Below are 20,963 nucleotides of genomic sequence, written 5' to 3' on the forward strand. Positions count from 1 at the left end.
GTTATTTGTGCTAAAATGGTTTCTGGTATATTTTCGCGCCAAATGCGTAGTTTAGTTAAGGAGTATTAGAAATGCAGTCACGTACACATACATGCGGCGAACTTAGAGCCGAGAACGTGGGAAATAAAGTTAAGCTTGTAGGCTGGCTTGAGAATTTTCGTGAAGTCGGAGCTGAGCTCGGCTTTGTAGTATTGAGAGATTTTTATGGAACAACACAGATTGTCGTCGAGACCGAGGACATGATGAAGGTTGTTAAGGCAATCAATAAGGAGTCAACTATTTCCGTTGAGGGTACAGTTAGGGAGAGAAGCTCCAAGAACCCCAAGCAGGAGACAGGTGATATCGAGGTCGTTCCCGAGAAGATAGAGGTTCTCGGACGCTGCAGATACAACGAGCTTCCTTTTGAGATAAACAGAAGCCGCGAGGCAGATGAGACAGCTCGTCTTAAATATCGTTATCTTGACCTTAGAAATCCTGAGGTTAAAAAGAATATTATTCTTAGAAGCAATGTCATTGCTGCTCTTAGAGCATCTATGATCGAGCATGACTTCATGGAGATCACAACACCTATTCTTACAGTGTCATCTCCCGAAGGTGCAAGAGACTACCTTGTTCCTGCGAGAAAGCATCCCGGAAAGTTCTATGCACTTCCCCAGGCTCCTCAGCAGTTCAAGCAGCTTCTGATGACCTCCGGAATAGATCGCTATTTCCAGATCGCACCCTGCTTCCGTGATGAGGATGCAAGAGGTGACAGATGTCCCGGTGAGTTCTATCAGCTTGATATGGAGATGGCTTTCGCATCTCAGGAAGATGTATTTGAGATATGTGAGGATGTTCTTCCTCCGATCTTTGCTAAATATGGCACATATGACAGAGCATCAGGTGCTCCGTTTGCAAGAATTCCTTACCGTGAAGCTATGGAGAAGTATGGCTCAGATAAGCCCGACCTTCGTATCGATCTTACTGTTCAGGATGCTACAGAGGTTCTTAAAGATTGCGGATTTGGTCCGTTTGCGACCAAGGCCGAAGACGGAAACGATACAGATGTAAGAATCAAGGCAGTTGTTATCTCTGATTTCAAGGAGAGCCGCAAGTTTATCGATAAGACCATCGCTGACGTTGAGGTTCAGGCAGGTGTTAAGCCTTACTGGTTCAGAATAGATGAAAATAACGAAGTTGTTGGCGGTATCGCCAAGTTCGTTCAGGAGAACAAGGACGCTGTTGTATCCGCACTTGGACTTAAGGCCGGTGATCTTGTGGTACTCAGCTCAGGCAAACTTCTTCAGGCACAGAAGACAGCAGGCGTAGTTGTTAAGACTTTCGGTGCTGCTGTTCCCGGACACATGGACAAGGAGCAGTATTCCTTCTGCTGGATTGTTGATTTCCCGATGTACGAGATCGGTGAGGAGTCAGGCGAGCTTGAGTTCTGCCACAATCCTTTCTCAATGCCCACAGGCGGTATGGAGACACTTCTTAAGGCTGAGCGAGGTGAGATGGATCCTCTTGATATCATGGCTGACCAGTATGACCTTGTATGTAACGGTATCGAGCTTTCATCAGGTGCTGTTCGTAACCATGATCCCGAGATCATGATCAAGGCATTTGAGCTTGTACGCCTTGGCGAAGAGGATGTTAAGGCTAAGTTCCCTGCAATGTACAATGCATTCTGCTATGGTGCACCGCCGCATGCAGGAATTGCTCCCGGTGTAGACCGTATGATCATGCTCCTTTCAGGCGAGCCTACAATCAGAGAGGTTATTCCTTTCCCGATGAACAAGAACGCCCAGGATATCATGATGGGTGCTCCCGGAGAGGTTACCGAGAAGCAGCTCGAAGAGCTTCACATCAAAACGGTTGTAGAGGAATAAAAAATGTAGGAGGTTCCGAGTTGTCGGAACCTCTTTTCAAGAGATGGAGCTTTTATGGTCTTTAGTTCTACAGTTTTTTTGTTTTGTTTTTTGCCGCTGACACTGATCGGCTGCTACATCATAAGAAGTCAGACCTATAGGAATGCATGGCTTCTTATCATGAGTCTGGTGTTCTTTGGGTGGTCGCAGCCCCGGTATTTATGGATCATTGTGGCAAGTATCATAATCAATTATCTGTCTGCTCTTTTTATGAGCCTGTTTGAACATAAAAAGAAGGCGGTTCTGTTTTTGGCAGTTGTTTGTAACTTGCTGCTTCTCTTTTACTACAAGTATCTGGATTTTTCCATTCAGACATTAAATGATGCCTTTGGGATATCAATTCCTCTAAGAGGGATAATCCTGCCTATCGGTATTTCTTTCTTTACCTTCCAGGGTATGAGTTATGTGATCGATGTTTTCAAGGGTGATGTCAGGGTTCAGAGGAACCCGCTCAAGGTTGCCCTTTATATTGTTCTGTTCCCGCAGCTTGTTGCCGGACCGATTGTCAGATACATCGATATAGAAAATGAGATTGATAACAGGAATCCCGGAATGGCGGATTTTTCTGCAGGTATTACGAGGTTTGTAATCGGCCTTTCTAAGAAAGCCATAATTGCAAATACGATGGCTGAGGTGGTCGATACCATATGGGATGCGGGAATATCCAATAACACAGTGGCGATTGCCTGGCTTGGAAGTATCGCGTATTCGCTGCAGATATTTTATGATTTCTCGGGCTACAGTGACATGGCAATCGGTATAGGAAGGATGCTCGGATTCCATTTTTGTGAGAACTTCGACAGACCTTACATCTCCAGGAATATTACCGAGTTCTGGAGGAGATGGCACATATCGCTGTCTTCCTGGTTCAGGGACTACGTTTACATTCCTCTTGGCGGAAACAGGAAGCACCTTTACAGGAACCTTATCATCGTATTTATGCTGACAGGTCTTTGGCACGGTGCGTCGTGGCACTTTGTAATCTGGGGCGCCTGGAACGGGTTCTTTATTGTTGTGGAGAGACTCCTTAGAGGCCGCGGCAAGAGCGCTTCTGCGGATGAAAAGAATGCAATAGGTAAAAATATTTTAAGACACATATATGCGCTTTTTGTTATCAATACCGGGTGGGTGCTCTTCAGAGCGGATAACTTTGCTCTGGCCATGAAGTATCTGGGCACGATGTTCGGAATCGGATTATCCGGAATGCCCGGATTTAAGATCTCCTGGTATGTAAATAACTGGGTTCTGGTTGTGATGGCTATTGCAATATTTGATATAGTTGGCGGATTTACGCGCCTGAAACAATTTTGTGATGCCAGAATGTCAGGCATAGCATATAGCGTTGTAAAGCTGGCAGCGGTGTACGGAATGTTCCTTCTTGCAATTATGAGGGTTATGTCCGGAACCTATAATCCGTTCATATATTTCCAGTTTTAGAATAAGGATGATTATGAAAAATAAGTTTTTAGAGAAAATATACATAATCGGATTTGCCGTGATGCTCCTTCTCCCTCTGATTTTTATTAACAGGGATGAGGATGCCATTTCCGAGCAGGAAAACAGAACGCTTGCAGGTTTTCCGCAGCTTAGAAAGGATGGCAGTTTTAATAAGGAGCTGCCCACAGATATAGAGAACTACCTTAACGACAGATTAGGTTTCCGAGATCAGATAATCTCTATGAACGCTCTGATGCAGTACCACGTATTCGGGAGAATGGAAAACGGCAAGAGATACAGACTGGGACCGGATGGTGAGTTCAACATAATTGAAAATGATATGGTGGAAACCTATCAGCATTTCAATCTGTTCACCGACAAGGAAAAGGATCGTATCGCCTCCGATTTCCAAACTATATCGGATTATTTAAAGGGCAGGGACTGCGAGTTTTATTATATGCAGTGCTGGGATAAGCAGACCATCTATCCCGAGTACTTCCCAACAAGTGTTAATCAGTACGGAGATTATTCAAGGACTGACCAGTTCCTGGAAACCCTTGAGACAAGGACGGATGTACCGGTGATTCCTCTAAAGGATGATTTTGTAGCTGAAAAGAGTAACTACGAGGTTTACAGCAAATACGGGGATCCCGTGCATTGGACTCAGAGAGGTGCCTTTATCGGATATACCAAGGTCATGGAAAAGCTAAACGAAAACCGGGAGGATAAGTTCAGTGTCCTTGCGGAATCGGATTTTGATATAGACATGACCGACCAGGGAATGAGCTTCTACGGCGGAGTCAGAAGGGAAAATGTTTCCGAGAACTTTAATAGGAAGGTCACTAATGCAGTCATGGATGAGAATTATGACGAGGAACATTCGGAGTTTGAGGGCATTAAGACCTATCACTTTATAAATAATAAAGCAGGAAATGACTGCAAGGTGATGATAGTCGGAAACAGCTTTATTGTTAATTATTTGAAAGAGGATTTCGCCGAGAGCTTCGGAGAGACCCTTGTGGTCTGGAATGATGTCGGAAAGAAGTTTGATTCCTGGGTGGAATGCTACGATCCCGACATAGTAATTTATGAGATGGTAGAGCGATATGCTGCCTACGATAAAGTTCATAAAGCAGCAAAAAAGATTTCCAAGAAATAAAAATATTGTACTGATTTTATAATCAGCTTAAAAAGCCGGGAATTGCTTATAAAAGCATTCTTGGCTTTTTGTAAAATGTTTGTAAAATCGATTACTAACAATTGTTTTTTCTGAAAAATAACTGTATTATTGAAATATATGTTGCGGTATTTCGGACTTTTTTAGAATTATCACGAATTCTCGGAAAAAGGCTTAAATGATAAAGAAAACGACAGATTTTTCAAAACTTATGACGCAGTTTGCGATGGTGGGGCAGCTTGGGTTATCACTTGTAACACCGCTCCTCATCTGTATTTTTGTGTGCTATCTGCTGACTACGAAGCTCGGAGTCGGCGGCTGGGTCTACATTATCGGTTTCTTTTTCGGACTTGGCGGATCAGCCATGACAGCCTACAAGGTGTACCTGGAAGTCGATAAGAAGAACGAAAAGAAAAAACGCCCGGACAACGAAGTGAGTTTTAACAAGCATATTTAAAGGGCGAGGGGGGACGGAGAAAGTTTTATGGTAATTCAGGACGCAGTCAAAAAGGAGACCACTTTTATTGCTGTGGGGACAGCGGTGGCCAGCCTTATCGTTATAATATTGTTTTTTATTTTGCATCAAGTGGTACCCAGTGATGCGCCTTTTGGCTATACGGTACCTTTTGATTATAAGGTCTTCTTAGGTGCGATAGGTGGAACTATCGTTGCAGTGGGTAACTTCTTCTGGATGGGACTCACAGTGCAGAAGATCACGGGGATGAGTGAGGAGGAGACAGACAGAGCCAGAAGCACCATGGCAGTGAGCCTTCGGTATCGCACGATGATGCAGCTCTTATGGGTGATTCTGTCTATCTTCGTACCGGCGATCAATCTTGTGACCGGTGTGATACCTCTTTTTATTCCCAGTATTTTAATAAAAATTCGCGGGATTCTAACTGCGAGGAAAGGAAGGTGAAAATAAAGTATGAACTTTGAAGTAGCCGGCAGTAAGATCTATTACTCCATCCACACCGGCATACCGATTCTGGGCGATTTCAATATTACCGAGACTCTGGTTGTCAGCTGGATAGTAATGGCAATCATAACGCTGCTGTGTATCTTCCTGACGAGAAACCTTCAGGTCGAGAATATTTCAAAGCGCCAGGCGGTTGCAGAGATGATCGTTGAAGCGGCACACAATCTGGTTCGAAGTAATACCGGTGGCACCAAGTTTGACTGGCTGATTCCGCTGGTATCCGCGATATTCGCCACGAGTATAGTGTCGAACCTTATATGCCTTGTGGGACTTCGAAGTCCGACAGCCGATCTTTCGACAGAAGCGGCATGGGCAATTGTCGTATTTGTTATCATCACTGCATGCAAGATTAAAGCAGGAGGTTTCCTTGGGTATCTGAAAGGATTTACAACTCCCATCGCTGTTATGACACCGTTCAATATTCTATCCGAGTTGGCAACACCTGTCAGTATGGCTTGCCGTCACTTCGGTAACATACTCTCCGGTATTGTTATTGACGGACTGATCTATGCAGCACTTGCCATTGCGTCTTCCGCATTATTCGGACTCATACCGGGCGCTGTGGGTGATGTACTTTCCCAAATTCCGATCCTGAGCGTCGGTCTCCCGGCAATCCTGGGCGTATATTTTGACTGGTTTACAGGATGTATGCAGGCGTTTATTTTCTCAATGCTGACGATTATGTATATCGCAAACGCAGCAGAGGGTTAATTCATCTATATGCCTTCTCCTGGGGGAGAAGGTGGCACGAAGTGCCGGATGAGGGGAAAATTAAATAAGAAAAATCATAATAAAAATCTTAGGAGGATTTCAACATGAGTGATTTTCAGATTTTAGCAAAAGGTATTGCACTTGCAGGATGCGGTATCGGTGCAGGATGTGCACTGATCGCCGGTATCGGACCCGGTATTGGTGAAGGAAATGCCGTTTCAAAGGCTCTTGAGGCAATCGGACGCCAGCCCGAGTGTAAGGGTGACGTAACAAGTACCATGCTTCTTGGTTGTGCGATCGCAGAGACAACCGGTATCTATGGTTTCGTTACAGGTCTACTGCTTATCTTCGTTGCACCCGGCACATTCATGGGCTACCTGAACTAATCATTTCAGAGTAGTTTAAGCCCCGCAGTAGAAATTATGGAGGTAAACGAATGGGCACACAGGACTTAGTAACACTCGTTCCGTGGACGTTCATAGCTCAGATCTGCAACCTCTTCATTCAGATGTGGCTCATCAAGAAATTCCTTTTCAAGCCTATCAACGAGGTAATTGAAAAGAGAAGACAGCTCACCGAGAACGAAATAAAGGGAGCTCGTGAAGCCAAGGAAAAAGCTGAATCCATGAAGAAGGAATATGAGACAAGCTTATCTTCCGCACAGGCCGAGGCAGCAGACATTGTTGCAAAGGCACAGAAGGAAGCTCAGGGCAAGGCTGACAACATCGTTAAAGAAGCTGAGCAGCAGGCCAAGGGTCTCATGGAGAGAGCAGAGGCTGATATCGAACAGTCAAAGAAGAAAGCCATTAACGAGGCTAAGGACACCATCGGCGGACTTGCAATGGATATTGCAGGAAAAGTCGTTGAGAAGGAAATCAACGAGAACGATCATAAGAAACTTATTGACGAATTCATTAACAATGTAGGGGAGGCGTCATGACCAAGGCTGGAGATTTATACGGACAGAGTCTGTATGATCTGGCGCTTTCGGAAAACCTTACGGATGATATCTTAAGTCAGATGGAATCGGTCAAGGAGATTTTCAAGGAGAATCCCGATTATATTACTCTTTTATTAGAACCCTCGGTTCCGAGAAAAGAGAGACTGAAACTGGTAGATGAAGCATTTGACGGACAGCTCCAGCCGTATCTGCTTAACTTTATCAAGATCCTTATTGAAAGAGGGTTATTGAGACAGTTTTCAGCATGTACGAGAAGATTTAAAGAGAGCTACAACAAGGATCACGGCATTGCCGAGGCAACCGTGACCAGTGCGATCAGGCTTAACGAATCACAGCTTGGCGCACTTAAATCAAAGCTTGAATCTGTCAGCGGAAAGAAGATTCTGCTAACTGAAAAAACCGATGAAGCTGTTCTCGGAGGAATCCGGGTGGAGATCGAAGGCAAGCTCTATGACGGAACAGTACAGGGCAGACTTGATGAACTCCGCAAAAAGGTTGACGAGACAGTCATGTAAGGAATAAAACCCACGGAGGCTTTTAGAATGGAATTAAAACCAGAAAAAATATCCGAGGTGATTCGAAGCCAGATCAAGAACTATCAAAATGCGATCATTCAGAATGAGACCGGAACAGTTCTTACCGTCGGCGACGGTATTTCAAGAGTTTCAGGACTTTTGAACTGTATGTCGGGAGAGCTTCTCGAGTTCGAGAACGGCACATTCGGAATGGCTCAGAACCTCGAAGAGACAGTAGTATCCGCGGTTCTGTTCGGAGAAGATGTTGGTATCAGCGAAGGACAGACCGTTAAGCGTACCGGACGCGTTGTTTCCGTTCCGGTAGGCGATGCAATGATAGGCCGTGTTGTTAACGCAATCGGTCAGCCGATTGATGGCGCAGGCCCTATCGAATCAAATGATTACAGACCTGTTGAGATCAAGGCACCGGGCATCATCGAGAGACAGCCTGTTAAAGAGCCTTTGCAGACCGGTATCAAGGCTATCGACTCCATGATTCCGATCGGACGTGGACAGCGTGAGCTTATTATCGGTGACCGTCAGACAGGTAAGACCACAATTGCGATCGATACTATCATCAACCAGAAGGGTAAAGATGTTATCTGTATCTATGTTGCAATCGGTCAGAAGAGATCAACAGTCACTTCACTTGTTGCTGAATTGCAGAATGCAGGCGCTATGGAGTATTCCATCGTCGTTGCAGCTACGGCTTCAGAGCCCAGCCCTCTGCAGTACATCGCACCTTACACAGGCTGCACAATGGGTGAGTACTTTATGAACAAGGGTAAGCACGTGCTGGTTATCTATGATGACCTTTCAAAGCATGCGGTTGCTTATCGTGCTCTTTCACTTTTGATCAGAAGACCTCCGGGACGTGAGGCATATCCCGGTGACGTATTCTATCTGCATTCAAGACTTCTTGAGAGAGCAGCTAAACTTTCCGATGAAAACGGCGGCGGTTCACTTACCGCACTTCCTATCATCGAGACCCAGGCCGGCGACGTATCGGCATACATTCCTACAAACGTTATCTCCATCACAGATGGTCAGATATTCCTGGAGACCGAGCTTTTCCACTCAGGTATCATGCCTGCGGTTAACCCCGGTATCTCCGTATCCCGTGTAGGTGGTAATGCTCAGATCAAGGCTATGAAGAAGGTTGCCGGAACCCTGAAGCTGATCTACTCACAGTACAGAGAGCTGCAGAGCTTTGCTCAGTTCGGTTCTGACCTTGACGAAGACACAAAGTCACGTCTTGCACAGGGTGAAAGAATCGTGGAAGTTCTTAAACAGGACAAGAGCTCACCTGTAGCAGTTGAAAAGCAGGTTGCCATTCTGTATGCGGTTATCAATAACGTGCTTACAGAGGTTGCTGTTACTGATATTGCCGAGTACGAGGCAGGACTTTTCGATTACCTTGACAGTAATCCTGACGGAAGCGAAGTCATGAAGACTATCCGCGAGACAGGAAAACTCGAGGCCGAGACCGAAGAGAAGATGAAGAACGTGCTCAAGGCTTATACAGAGAGCTTCTTAAGTAAGAAAGGCTGAGATAGCTGAAGTTGTCCATTGATAACACTTTTTGGAGGAAATACACATGGCTGCTAATATGAAAGCTGTGAAACTCCGGATAAAAAGCGTACAGAGCACCATGCAGATTACAAAAGCGATGCAGCTGGTTGCGGCAAGTAAGCTGCGAAAAGCGAAGGAGAAAGCAGATAACTCCAAACCTTATTTGGGGACACTGCTTGCAACACTTCAGGACATCGCAAACGGAAACCACGATTTTCAGTCTCCCTACACAAAGGTGGGAACGAGTGATAAGTGGCTATACGTTGTAATCGCCGGTGACAGAGGACTTGCGGGAGGATACAACTCCAACCTGTTTAAGTTCATGGAGAGCGAGACAAAGGGACGTGACATCGAAGTACTCCCGATAGGTAAGAAATCGGTTGAGTACTTCAAACACAGAAATGTTCCGATTTTCACCGAGGAATTTGCGGAGGTTGCCAAGGTAACCATTTCAGAGTGCTTCTCTGTAGCGAAGATCCTTTGTGAGGCCTATAAAGAAGGAAAATTCGGACATATTTTCCTGTGCTACACCGATTTTATATCAATGATGTCACAGGTTCCCAAGGCAAGCCCCATCCTGCCGCTGTCTGATTTAAAGGCGGAAGAGGGAAAAGCCAAAAAGTCGAAATCGCTGATTCTGTACGAGCCGGACAGTGAGACTGTATTCAATACAGTTGTTCCGGAGTATTTGGCGGGAGTGCTTTATTCGAGTATCAACATCTCCGTTGCGAGTGAGCTTGCAGCGAGAAGAACTGCGATGGAAGCAGCTACCGACAACGCAGAAGAAATGATAGAAACACTGAGTTTGTACTATAACAGAGCACGACAGGCAAGCATCACTCAGGAAATTACTGAGATTGTTGCCGGTGCAGAAGAACCATAAAGGAGAAAACTCACAATGAGTGAAAAACATGTTGGAAAGGTTATACAGGTAACAGGACCTGTCCTTGACATTCGTTTTGGCGAGGGTGAGCTGCCGGATCTGCATAGTGCCATTGAGATTCAGAATGGTGATGCAACTCTTGTTGCAGAGGTTGCACAGCAGATTGGTGATGACGTAGTTCGTTGTATTGCCATGAGTTCCACGGATGGACTTGTTCGTGGAATCGATGCGGTTGATACAGCTGCTCCCATCTCAGTTCCGGTAGGTGACGAGTGCCTCGGACGAATTTTCAATCTTCTCGGTGAGCCGGTTGATAATCAGCCTGCTCCCACAACGCAGGAGAGATGGCCTATTCACAGACCTGCTCCGTCGTTCGAAGATCAGGTTCCTGCAACTGAGATTTTTGAGACAGGTATTAAAGTCGTTGACCTTATCTGCCCTTATGCTAAGGGTGGTAAGATCGGTTTGTTCGGTGGTGCGGGAGTTGGTAAAACTGTCCTCATCATGGAGCTTATCAATAACGTAGCAAAGGCACATGGTGGTATTTCAGTATTTACCGGTGTCGGCGAGCGTACCCGTGAGGGTAACGACCTTTACGGAGAAATGAAGGAAAGTGGAGTTATTAACAAGACTGCACTGGTTTACGGACAGATGAATGAGCCTCCGGGAGCTCGTATGAGAGTTGCCCTTTCCGGACTTACAATGGCTGAGTATTATCGTGATGTTAAGAATCAGGACGTGCTTCTTTTCATCGATAATATCTTCCGTTTCACACAGGCCGGTTCAGAGGTTTCAGCGCTGCTTGGTCGTATGCCTTCAGCCGTTGGTTATCAGCCTACACTGGCAACAGAAATGGGTGCTTTGCAGGAGCGAATCACTTCCACAAAGAAGGGTTCAATCACATCGGTTCAGGCCGTATACGTGCCTGCCGATGACTTGACTGACCCTGCACCTGCAACAACATTCACGCACCTGGATGCTACCACCGTATTGTCCCGTGATATTGCATCGAAGGGTATTTATCCGGCAGTAGATCCTCTGGATTCCACAAGCCGTATCCTTTCTCCCGACGTAGTTGGTAAAGAGCACTACGAGGTAGCAAAGGGTGTTCAGCAGGTTCTCCAGAGATACCGCGAACTTCAGGATATTATCGCGATCATGGGTATGGATGAGTTGTCTGATGAGGATAAGCAGACAGTATTCAGAGCACGTAAGGTTCAGAACTTCCTGTCACAGAGCTTCTCAGTTGCTGAGCAGTTCACAGGACTTCCGGGCAAATACGTTCCGCTCAAGGAGACCATCCGCGGATTTAAGATGATTCTTAACGGTGAGTGTGATGATCTTCCGGAGTCAGCTTTCCTGCTTGTCGGAACAATTGATGAAGTGTTCGAAAAAGCTAAGAAGAACGGATGAGGTTAATTTATGGCTACTTATCATTTACAGGTCGTATCCCTGGATGGATTGGAATATGAGGGCGAAGTTGAGAAGATCATGCTACGCACGGTAGACGGTGATGTTGAGATTTTAGCAAGACATACCAATTACTGCACAGGCATAGGTATGGGTACAGCTCACGTAACCCTTGGTAATGGACAGGAGCGCAGAGCAGCCTGCATCGGCGGAATGCTTTCCGTTATGGATGGAGAAGTTCGTGTGCTGCCAACCACCTGGGAGTGGAGCGACGAGATAGATGTGGAACGCGCGCGTTCAGCTAAAGCCAGGGCAGAGGAGGCGCTGAAGGATGCGCAGCTCACCAAGGAAGCAAGAGTACGCGCTGAAGCCAAGCTTTACCGTGCACTCGTGCGAATTGGTTCCGCACAGTAATTTGTTAACTTTATAAAGGCGCTGTGGCTTGCCGAGGGGGCTTGCTGCGGCGCTTTTTCTGTGTTTATGTATATGCTAAACTTATGAGCTTGGGCCTTGTGCTGTTATATTTTCGGTGATTCATCGATCCTTCTCCTGTTTGAGACTTCGCAAATCCAGAGTAAAAATAAGTTTGTTACTCTTTTTGGGTGTAAAATCATGTTTTTGCTTAGGGAAAATTCGCAAATAGACCAAAATCATCAGAATGTTACTCCCAATAGTAGCTATTAAGAGTAACAAATGCTCTTAATTATTTAGATTGCGAAAAACTGCGCCTTTATAAGCCTGAAAATCACTGAAAAAGAGTAACAAAAATAATAGTACAAGCTTTTTGTGAAAATCAAAGGTTATATTCTGTTTTCAAAAGGTCCAAAGTGATATTGGATTAGTGTGTGAACATAGCTTATATCAAGAGGGCAATCCTTGGTTTCAAAGGTTAAGATAAGATTATCACCTGGCACATATCCAGCGTTTATGTAATTCCTGATCTTAGAAGTCATGCTATTCTGGTAGGTTATTTGATCTGCAAGTCCAAAATGCTCCCATATATAAGTCTTTCCATTACCAGGATGCCTGATAGAAAAGTCAGGATACACAATAATATTGTCTATTATCTGCTTTGCCTCATATTGGTAAGAAAGATGGTTTTCAAATAAAGCATAAGCTATAATGGCTTCTGACTTTGAGCGGACAAATTGCCCCTTGGGGGCTTTTATAATAAGTGCTTCGGGGTGATTGGGATTTGATTCATAGCCATCATCATCCAGCCAGGCAAATTGGGGTGAAAGAAATTGTAAATATGGTGAATTCTTAGAAAGGATATCATTATATCTGCATTTCTTACGCACCTTAAGATATGCTTTGATTGCAGCTAGTTCGTTTTTTGCATCGCGGATGTTGTCGAGTAATAGTGTTTTTCTTGCAAGTTTTCGAACTAAATCATAGTTTTCTTTTGGGATATAAGAACGTGTGCTTTTTCCTTCCTTGGTTTTAGTGTGGTGATAGCATCGTGCTCCGTTGTTGTATATGGCAAGCGTCCCGTCGGGAAGTTTACATGCTTCAAATTCATACTTACTAAGCAGCTTTTCGAGTTGCTCTTTTCTTGTATAAAAATAATCAGTCATTGTGATCCTTTCTGTAAAACTAGCTGCCTTGCAGGAAATTTCTCTTTAGACTTAAGTAGATAGTATTCTAGTAAGTTTTTACATGAAAATGCTACAACAACAGCAAATAAGTATAAAAATGGACCCCATCATAAGAAAAAATCTTTCAAACAAATCATCAAAACCAAAATGGAATACTTGGATGAATATCCTTGAAACGTTCAATACGATATCATATAAATTTAGAAATGTAAATAATGGATTTGAGTTTTTATATACGATAAAATTAAGTGCAACTAAAATTGCATAACAGAATTATGAAAGGCGACAGAAATAAACAGGACTACAGACATTTTTTACTATGAAAAAGATAATATCAGCAAGACAGGGATTCTATCGCGAACTTTTCAAACTTGTAATCCCGATTGTAATGCAAAACTTAATAGCGTCAGCGGTGAGCATGGCAGATGTAGTTATGCTTGGAAGAGTTGACCAGACTTCTATATCTGCATCAAGCCTTGCGGGGCAGGTGATGTTCTTATTAAATGTCCTGTTTTTTGGACTCAATTCTGCGCTGACAATTTTGGCGGCTCAGTACTGGGGCAAAAGAGATATGAAGGTCATCTCCAAGATACTCGGAATAGGACTTATTATCTCGCTTGTTGTGACTGTGAATGTGGCAATTCTTGCATTTTTCTTCCCGTATCATGTTATCAGGGTGTGGACAAATGTGCCTGAGCTGATAGATGCCGGAGCAATTTATCTTAGATATGCCGCACCTTCCTACATATTCCTTGGAATCGCGCAGCCGTTTCTTACTATTTTGAAAAGCTGTGAGAGGGTACTTTTTTCCACAATCCTCTCAGCATCGACGCTGATTATAAACGTTATTCTCAATGCGCTTTTGATTTTCGGAATAGGACCGTTTCCGCAGATGGGCATAGCGGGAGCAGCGCTTGCAACTTCTATATCCTGGGGAATCGGATTAACTGTCTGTATCATTGATTTCTTCAGGCAAAAAGAGCTTCCGAAGAATGTGCTTAACATGTTCAGAATACCCAGGGCCCTTATCGTGGATTTCGGAAAGTATTCACTTCCTGCATTTATAAATGATGCGATGTGGGGACTTGCTTTTAACATGAACTCCATCATCATGGGACATCTCGGGTCCGACATAGTGGCAGCAAACTCAGTTGTCTCAGTGGCAAGGGATCTGGTTACTGTCGTGGGCTTTGGAATATCCGGTGCGGCATCAATTATGCTTGGAAAAGAGATTGGCGAAAACCGTCTGAAGGACGCGGAAAAAGATGCCTCTTCAATTTTGAGAGTTACCATATTGTCGGGAATTGTCTCGGGAGCCGTGCTTTTTGCAATAAGTCCGTTCGTGCCGGGACTTGTGAAGATATCCGCTACCGCAGCGCATTATCTGAGAATAATGCTGTACATAAACGTGGTCTATCAGATGGGACAGATTATAAACACCGTACTTATTGCGTCGCTATTCAGATGCGGCGGCGATTCCAAGTACGGAATGGTACTGGACATCACCTGTATGTGGGCGTTTGCGGTACCGCTTGGACTGATCAGCGCATTTGTGTTGAAGCTTCCGCCGCTTACGGTTTATATTCTTATGTGTACGGATGAATTTGCCAAGATGCCGTTTGCAATCCATCATTATATGAGCAAGGGATGGATTAAGAATATTACGAGGGAAATCAAATAACGAAGGAGATTTTTGGGGATGAAAAGGTTTGATGAGATTCAGTATGAGAGACCGGATTTTGATTTGTTGGAGACTAAAATCGGTCAGGCAGTCACAGCAGCAAAAAACGGGGAGAGCTTTGAAGAATTCGACGAGGTGTACAAAGAATATCAGAAGGTAGTTGCTCATAGTGCCACCATGGCTCTAATTCTTAACATCAGAAGTTATCTTGACGGGACTGATGAGGAGAATAATGCAGAGAAGGCATATGTTTTCGGAAAAATGGCTGTAGCAGGTGAACAGAGAATTTACGAAGCTGTCGAAAACAGTGCATATCGCGAGGCTTTTGAAGAAAAATACGGAGCCTTTCTGATAAAGAAACAGTTAAATGAAAAAAAGTTGTATGAAGCGGGCGAGGAATTCCTGATCAGAGAAAACGAGCTTGTGACTGAGCTCCACAAATGTCTGTCTGAACTTAAGTATGAATATAACGGGGAGATGGTTTCCGCATCTCAAATAGGATTCAAGAAAAAATCCCCCGACACAGAGGTTAGACATAATGCCCGCTATTCCGTGGAAAAAGCTTTTTCCGAGAATGGTGAGAGATTCGGTGAGCTCATAGGAGAGTTAGTTGAAGTAAGGGATAAGCTTGCAAAGGCTAATGGATTTAAGAATTATCTTGATTATGAGAATATTTCGAGAGGAAGATTTTCTTATGGAGAGGATGAGCTCCAAGAGTTTTGCGACAATGTAAAGAAATATATCCTCCCTGTTTTGGAAAAGAGTAATAAGAAATTACAAAAAGAGCTGGGACTTTCAGAGTTTACGTCCTATGACAGTGACATATTCTTTGCTGACGGAAATGCAAAGCCGCTTGGGGATGAGAAGTTCATAAGAGAAAAGGTGCAGGAAATGTATGATGATATGGATCCTGTACTTGGCGATACTTTCAGAAAAATGAATGAGAACGGCTATGTTGATATTAAGTCAACGGATACCAGGATAACAGGGCTGGCGTTCACTGTAGGGATACCCGAAATGAGAGTTCCTTTTATTTACGGAAACTTTCTTGATGATGCCGAAAGTGTTAATGATCTGATACATGAAAGCGGTCATGCTATGCAGACCATGTTGTCAATGGATTTGCTGGAGCCCCAGGAGCTTCAGGATCCTGTGCAGGATTTGGTGGAGATACCATCCAAGTCCATGGAATTTATATCTCATTATTACGCAGAGAAGTTTTTCGGTGAGGATGCAGATAAGTACAGAAAAGGTCATCTGACGTCAGTTCTTGATGAAATTGCAGGGTATTGTTTATTTCATGAATTTGAAACTTTTTTGTACGGCTGTCCTGGGGCAAGTAAGCAGGAGCGCATAGATAAATTCAATGAGCTCACAAGACAATATAAACCCGGCGTAGTTCAAATGCATCCGGAACTTCTTGACAAGGGAGCAGGACTGTATAGAAATGTAGAGGCTATAGGCCTTCCAAGATACCTGATCTCATATTCCATAAGCGATTTATCTGCAATCTATATTGCGAACGAGTTTATGAAGGATAAGAGAAGAGGAACAGATATATTTATGAAGCTTGGCCGGATCGGAGGGAGCATGGATTACTTTAATGCTATATCCGCCCTTGGTCTTAAACCTGCATTTTCAGAGGAAGTTATAAAAGAGGCTGCAGAGTATCTGCAGAAAGAGTTGGGGCTTCTATAGGAAAATAGTGTCAAAAACCTTCCCCGTAATTTTGTATAAATCTGATAATTGAACAACACCATCTTTTCACCTATAATGTGTGTACGTTAACGGAAATCGTAATTCGTTAGTTGGTTATGAGAAAAACAAAGCACAATAACAATAAAGAAAGGTAGGAGAAAAATGGTAATCAAAAGCGTAACAGACAAAGAGTTCAAAGAGTACGGCAGAGTTGTTGAGGGATACAGCGTAGCTGAAATTCTTAAGACACTTGAGAATGACACACCTTGTCCGGAGGGTGTTGTTTATGTGGCTGAGGAGCCTAAGCTCATGGCTACAGCAGATACCAAGGATCTTGGCACAAGCCTTTTCGGCGGCATGCCCTTCCAGTTTGGTTACTGCAACGGACACAACACAAAGATGAACTGCATGGAGTACCACAGAGACAGCGAGTTCAACCTTGGAACAGAGGATTTCATCCTTCTTCTTGCTAAGCTCAGCGACATCGAGGACGGCAAGCTTGATTCTTCAAAGGTTGTAGCATTCAAGTGCCCTAAGGGTGTGCTTGTTGAGGTTTATGCTTCAACTCTTCACTATGCACCCTGCCACGCAGATGCTTCCAAGGGTTTCAAGGTTCTCATCGCACTTCCCAAGGGAACAAACGTAGGAACTACCGAGACAGCAGGCAAGAACCTTGATGACAGAACACTTTTCGCTACAAACAAGTGGCTTCTTGCACACAAGGATGCTTCTGAGATCGCTGACGGTGCATACGAAGGCATAACAGGAGAGAACATCGATATCGCAGGACTCATCTGAGGGGAAAATGGCAACGATAACTGAAATAGCGAAGCAGGCCGGTGTCTCAATCGGTACTGTCGACCGCGTGCTTCACAACAGAGGCTACGTCAAGCAGGAGACCAGAGAACGCGTTGAGAAAGCGTGCGAGGAACTCCACTACGAACCCAACCGTGTGGCACAGGGACTTGCAGTCAGGAAAAAGAAGCTGAAGTTTCTTTTTATGATTCCCAAGACACAGTACAGCCCGTTTTTTATTCCGGTGAGGGAGAGTGCCGAGAAAAAGGCAAAATCCCTGGAAGCCTATGCTGCAACAACGGATATAGTCGAGTATCCCGACAGCGCGAAGGAAGAGGCGAGCCTGTTAAAATCGCTTAAGAAAACAATCGGAGAGTATGATGGTGTTTGCATCACAGGCACCACTTCTCCCGTAAATGATCTGATAATTGAAGAACAGAAAAAGCGTGACATACCACTGGTTTTCTACAACAGCAGACTTGACGGCGTAGAGCATCTGGCCTATGTGGGCTGTGACTATATCGCTTCCGGAAGGCTTGCGGCAGGACTTTCTGCAATGGCCGGAGGAGAGGATGCAAAGGTATGCTTCTTTACGGAGTACGACAGCATCAAGGAGAGTGCAACTGAGCGTATCAGAGGCTTCTCAAATGAGATGAACTCGCGCTATCCCGATATGGAGCTTCTCGGAAAGTGGAGCATATCCCTTGACCGAGAGGAGAACAAGCGGGCAGTCAGAGAGATGCTTATTAAGTATCCCGAGACCAACGTGGTTTATGTCATCAACCCGAGGGATTACGATATCTGCAGGCTTATCGCAGCAGAGGATCCGCAGAGAAAAATAAGGATTATCACGAATGACCTTGTAGCGGTGCAGTATGAGATGTTCCACAAGGGAATGATAACCGCAACGATCTGTCAGGAGCCCGAGAAGCAGGGTAAACTCTCGCTGGAGATTCTGTTTAATTATCTGGCGTATGGCACAGTGCCTAAGAAGGTGAATTATACGGAGCTGAGTATACATATTGAACAGAATTTGTAGACCCTCATCCGGCGCTACGCGCCACCTTCACCCAGAGGGGGGAGGCAGGAGGAATAGTTAACAGATTTTTGCTTTTATTTCTGTGAAATATGCCCCGTTGACAAAAAAGGCACCAAAACTTATGATTTAGGAGTGTGTGAACGTACACACATTTTAACAAAAACAATTATTTTAAGGGTAGGAGGATTTAAGGATGAATAACATTCCCCAGGCTAAAATTGGTATAGTTGCAGTAAGCCGTGACTGTTTCCCGGCATCACTTGCAATCAATCGTAGAAAGGCTCTTGTAGAGAGCTACACAAAGCTTTACAACAAAGACGACATTTATGAGTGCCCTGTTTGCATCATCGAGAGCGAGACTCAGACACTTGAGGCTCTTGAGGATGTTAAGAAGGCAGGCTGTAACGCACTTTGCGTATATCTTGGTAACTTCGGTCCCGAGATTTCCGAGACACTTCTTGCTGAGAAGTTCGGTGGTCCTGTAATGTTCTGCGCAGCAGCAGAGGAGTCACAGAATGACCTTATCGACGGCAGAGGAGATGCTTACTGCGGAATGCTTAACGCAAGCTACAACCTTCACCTTCGCAATGTAAAGGCATATATTCCTGAATATCCTGTTGGAACAGCAGATGAGTGCGCTAAGATGATCAACGAGTTCGTTCCGATTGCAAGAGCACTTTACGGACTTTCAGAGCTCAAGGTTATCAGCTTTGGTCCTCGTCCGATGAACTTCCTTGCTTGTAACGCACCTATTCAGCAGATCTACAACATGGGTGCAGAGATCGAAGAGAACTCAGAGCTTGATCTTTTCGAGAGCTTCAACAAGCACGCTGATGACAAGAGAATTCCTGAAGTTGTTGCAGACATGGAGAAGGATCTTGGCGCAGGCAACAAGAAGCCTGAAATCCTTGCTAAGCTTGCTCAGTATGAGCTTACACTTCTTGACTGGATCGAGGAGCACAGAGGCGGCAAGAAGTTTGTATGTATCGCCGGTAAGTGCTGGCCTGCATTCCAGACTCAGTTCGGATTCGTTCCCTGCTATGTAAACTCAAGACTTACAGGCCGCGGAATTCCGGTATCCTGCGAAGTAGATATCTACGGTGCAATCTCAGAGTTCATCGGAACATGCATCTCTGATGACGCTGTAACACTTCTTGATATCAACAACTCTGTACCTGCTGATATGTACGAAGAGTCCATCAAGGGCAAGTTCGACTACAAGCACACAGATACATTCATGGGCTTCCACTGTGGAAATACTTGCACAAGCAAGCTTGCTAGCTGCGAGATGAAGTTCCAGAGAATCATGGCTAGAAACCTTCCTGAGGAAGTTACACAGGGAACACTTGAAGGTGATATCGCTCCCGGCAACATCACATTCTACAGACTTCAGAGCACATCTGATAACCACCTTAAGGCATACGTTGCACAGGGTGAGGTTCTCAATGTTCCTACAAGATCCTTCGGTGGTATCGGTGTATTCGCTATTCCGGAGATGGGAAGATTCTACAGACACATTCTTATCCAGCACAACTTCCCTCATCACGGTGCAGTAGCATTCGGTCACTTCGGAAAGGCACTCTTCGAGGTATTCAAGTATGTTGGAGCAGAAGTAATCGGCTACAACCAGCCTGCATCACTTCCTTATCCTACAGAGAACCCTTTCGCTTAATTACTAAGTGATTATTTAGGAAAAATAATAGGCCGCAGATGTTTACCATAAGGTACGCATCTGCGGCTTTTTTGCGCCTGAAAACAGATTTATAATGGATGTAGATATTGAAAATGCTAATGCCAAATAATGAGGGGGTTATGCATGAGAATCTACAGAGCAAAAGATTATAATGACCTGAGTAGAAAAGCTGCGAACATTATCTCTGCGCAGGTAATCATGAAGCCGGATGCGGTTCTTGGCCTTGCAACCGGTTCGTCTCCCATCGGGACTTATAAACAACTCATCGATTGGTATAAAAAGGGTGACCTTGATTTTTCGGAGGTGAAGACGATAAACCTCGATGAATACAAGGGTCTCAGTCCTGAGGATGAGCAGAGTTATTATCACTTTATGCACACCAATCTGTTTGATCATATTAATATCAAACCGGAAAACACCAATATTCCTAATGGCCTTGAAGAGGATTCAGAAAAAGAGTGCACTCGTTATGACAACGTCATAAACGAATGCGGTGGAATTGATTTGCAGCTTCTTGGAATAGGAAGTAACGGTCATATTGGCTTTAACGAACCCGGAATCTCATTTGACAAAACTACTCACTGCGTGGCTCTTACCGAGAATACAATCAAGGCAAATGCCAGGTTTTTTACATCGGAGAGAGACGTCCCCAGATATGCATATTCCATGGGAATAAAGAATATAATGCAAGCAAAAAGCATCCTGCTCATCGCCTCAGGAGAGAGAAAAGCGGATGCCCTTTATGAGTCATTGTTTGGTCCGATAACACCGGCGGTTCCCGCATCCATCTTACAGCTTCATAATAATGTGAGTATAGTAGCGGATGAGGAAGCTTTGAGCCGCGTGCTCGGAGATCACGATATTATATCCGGAGGTCAGATATTGTAATTCTGATATCACAATTATC

20 protein-coding genes are annotated in these 20,963 nt (G+C 44.5%); 19 read left to right on the forward strand and 1 reads right to left on the reverse strand.

Translation table 11 applies throughout. The features are described 5' to 3' along the window. The first annotated feature begins 71 nt into the window (after positions 1-71). The 13 genes from aspS (at position 72) to atpC (ending at position 11,966) form a co-directional block, all read left to right on the forward strand. Complete coding sequence (aspS, locus tag G630_RS0110555; protein ID WP_026498535.1) at positions 72-1,868, forward strand: aspartate--tRNA ligase; 1,797 nt, start codon at positions 72-74, stop codon at positions 1,866-1,868. A gap of 90 nt (positions 1,869-1,958) precedes the next feature. Then, entirely contained in the window at positions 1,959-3,344 is a 1,386-nt protein-coding gene (locus G630_RS0110560) for an MBOAT family O-acyltransferase (protein ID WP_242829926.1), read from the forward strand. 13 nt (positions 3,345-3,357) lie between these two features. Continuing rightward, positions 3,358-4,503, forward strand: coding sequence for an alginate O-acetyltransferase AlgX-related protein (locus G630_RS0110565; protein WP_026498537.1), 1,146 nt, complete (start codon positions 3,358-3,360; stop codon positions 4,501-4,503). 196 nt (positions 4,504-4,699) lie between these two features. After that, complete coding sequence (locus G630_RS0110570; RefSeq protein WP_022761133.1) at positions 4,700-4,978, forward strand: AtpZ/AtpI family protein; 279 nt, start codon at positions 4,700-4,702, stop codon at positions 4,976-4,978. 27 nt (positions 4,979-5,005) lie between these two features. After that, the gene (locus G630_RS0110575; RefSeq protein ID WP_022761134.1) at positions 5,006-5,440 is read left to right on the forward strand and encodes an ATP synthase subunit I; all 435 of its coding nucleotides are present in this window, start codon (positions 5,006-5,008) and stop codon (positions 5,438-5,440) included. A 9-nt stretch (positions 5,441-5,449) separates the two neighbouring features. Beyond that, positions 5,450-6,211, forward strand: coding sequence for a F0F1 ATP synthase subunit A (locus G630_RS0110580; protein ID WP_022761135.1), 762 nt, complete (start codon positions 5,450-5,452; stop codon positions 6,209-6,211). A 104-nt stretch (positions 6,212-6,315) separates the two neighbouring features. After that, positions 6,316-6,597, forward strand: coding sequence for an ATP synthase F0 subunit C (gene atpE / locus G630_RS0110585; RefSeq protein ID WP_022761136.1), 282 nt, complete (start codon positions 6,316-6,318; stop codon positions 6,595-6,597). A gap of 50 nt (positions 6,598-6,647) precedes the next feature. Beyond that, on the forward strand, positions 6,648-7,151 hold the full coding sequence (gene atpF, locus G630_RS0110590; protein WP_022761137.1) for a F0F1 ATP synthase subunit B: 504 nt from the start codon (positions 6,648-6,650) through the stop codon (positions 7,149-7,151). Then, positions 7,148-7,687, forward strand: coding sequence for an ATP synthase F1 subunit delta (atpH, locus tag G630_RS0110595; RefSeq protein ID WP_026498538.1), 540 nt, complete (start codon positions 7,148-7,150; stop codon positions 7,685-7,687). Before atpF ends, atpH begins: the two co-directional genes overlap by 4 nt. 27 nt (positions 7,688-7,714) lie before the next feature. Further along, positions 7,715-9,238: a F0F1 ATP synthase subunit alpha gene (gene atpA / locus G630_RS0110600; protein ID WP_022761139.1), complete on the forward strand. Its 1,524-nt coding sequence runs from the start codon at positions 7,715-7,717 to the stop codon at positions 9,236-9,238. A 46-nt stretch (positions 9,239-9,284) separates the two neighbouring features. After that, the gene (atpG, locus tag G630_RS0110605; RefSeq protein WP_022761140.1) at positions 9,285-10,142 is read left to right on the forward strand and encodes an ATP synthase F1 subunit gamma; all 858 of its coding nucleotides are present in this window, start codon (positions 9,285-9,287) and stop codon (positions 10,140-10,142) included. Between the two features lie 15 nt (positions 10,143-10,157). Next, positions 10,158-11,555: a F0F1 ATP synthase subunit beta gene (gene atpD, locus G630_RS0110610; protein WP_022761141.1), complete on the forward strand. Its 1,398-nt coding sequence runs from the start codon at positions 10,158-10,160 to the stop codon at positions 11,553-11,555. Positions 11,556-11,564: 9 nt separating this feature from the next. Further along, complete coding sequence (atpC, locus tag G630_RS0110615) at positions 11,565-11,966, forward strand: ATP synthase F1 subunit epsilon (protein WP_022761142.1); 402 nt, start codon at positions 11,565-11,567, stop codon at positions 11,964-11,966. Between the two features lie 386 nt (positions 11,967-12,352). Here the strand turns inward: atpC and G630_RS23585 are convergent, their stop codons facing one another. Then, positions 12,353-13,129 (reverse strand): hypothetical protein, encoded by a 777-nt coding sequence (locus G630_RS23585; protein WP_022761143.1) that lies wholly within the window; start codon positions 13,127-13,129, stop codon positions 12,353-12,355. 340 nt (positions 13,130-13,469) lie between these two features. On the opposite strand from G630_RS23585, the gene G630_RS0110625 reads away from it, so the two are divergent. The 6 genes from G630_RS0110625 to nagB all read left to right on the forward strand — a co-directional run bounded on the left by G630_RS0110625 (position 13,470) and on the right by nagB (position 20,944). Then, complete coding sequence (locus tag G630_RS0110625) at positions 13,470-14,831, forward strand: MATE family efflux transporter (protein WP_044959111.1); 1,362 nt, start codon at positions 13,470-13,472, stop codon at positions 14,829-14,831. 18 nt (positions 14,832-14,849) lie between these two features. After that, the gene (locus G630_RS0110630; protein ID WP_026498540.1) at positions 14,850-16,529 is read left to right on the forward strand and encodes a M3 family metallopeptidase; all 1,680 of its coding nucleotides are present in this window, start codon (positions 14,850-14,852) and stop codon (positions 16,527-16,529) included. Between the two features lie 162 nt (positions 16,530-16,691). After that, complete coding sequence (locus G630_RS0110635; RefSeq protein WP_026498541.1) at positions 16,692-17,327, forward strand: DUF4867 family protein; 636 nt, start codon at positions 16,692-16,694, stop codon at positions 17,325-17,327. 7 nt (positions 17,328-17,334) lie between these two features. Then, positions 17,335-18,363: a LacI family DNA-binding transcriptional regulator gene (locus G630_RS0110640; protein WP_022761148.1), complete on the forward strand. Its 1,029-nt coding sequence runs from the start codon at positions 17,335-17,337 to the stop codon at positions 18,361-18,363. Positions 18,364-18,556: 193 nt separating this feature from the next. Next, complete coding sequence (locus G630_RS0110645) at positions 18,557-20,035, forward strand: L-fucose/L-arabinose isomerase family protein (RefSeq protein WP_022761149.1); 1,479 nt, start codon at positions 18,557-18,559, stop codon at positions 20,033-20,035. A gap of 144 nt (positions 20,036-20,179) precedes the next feature. Further along, positions 20,180-20,944, forward strand: coding sequence for a glucosamine-6-phosphate deaminase (nagB, locus tag G630_RS21515; RefSeq protein ID WP_044959112.1), 765 nt, complete (start codon positions 20,180-20,182; stop codon positions 20,942-20,944). The last annotated feature ends 19 nt before the right edge of the window (positions 20,945-20,963 follow it).

The organism is Butyrivibrio sp. WCD2001 (assembly GCF_000424485.1).
Lineage (GTDB): Bacteria > Bacillota > Clostridia > Lachnospirales > Lachnospiraceae > Butyrivibrio.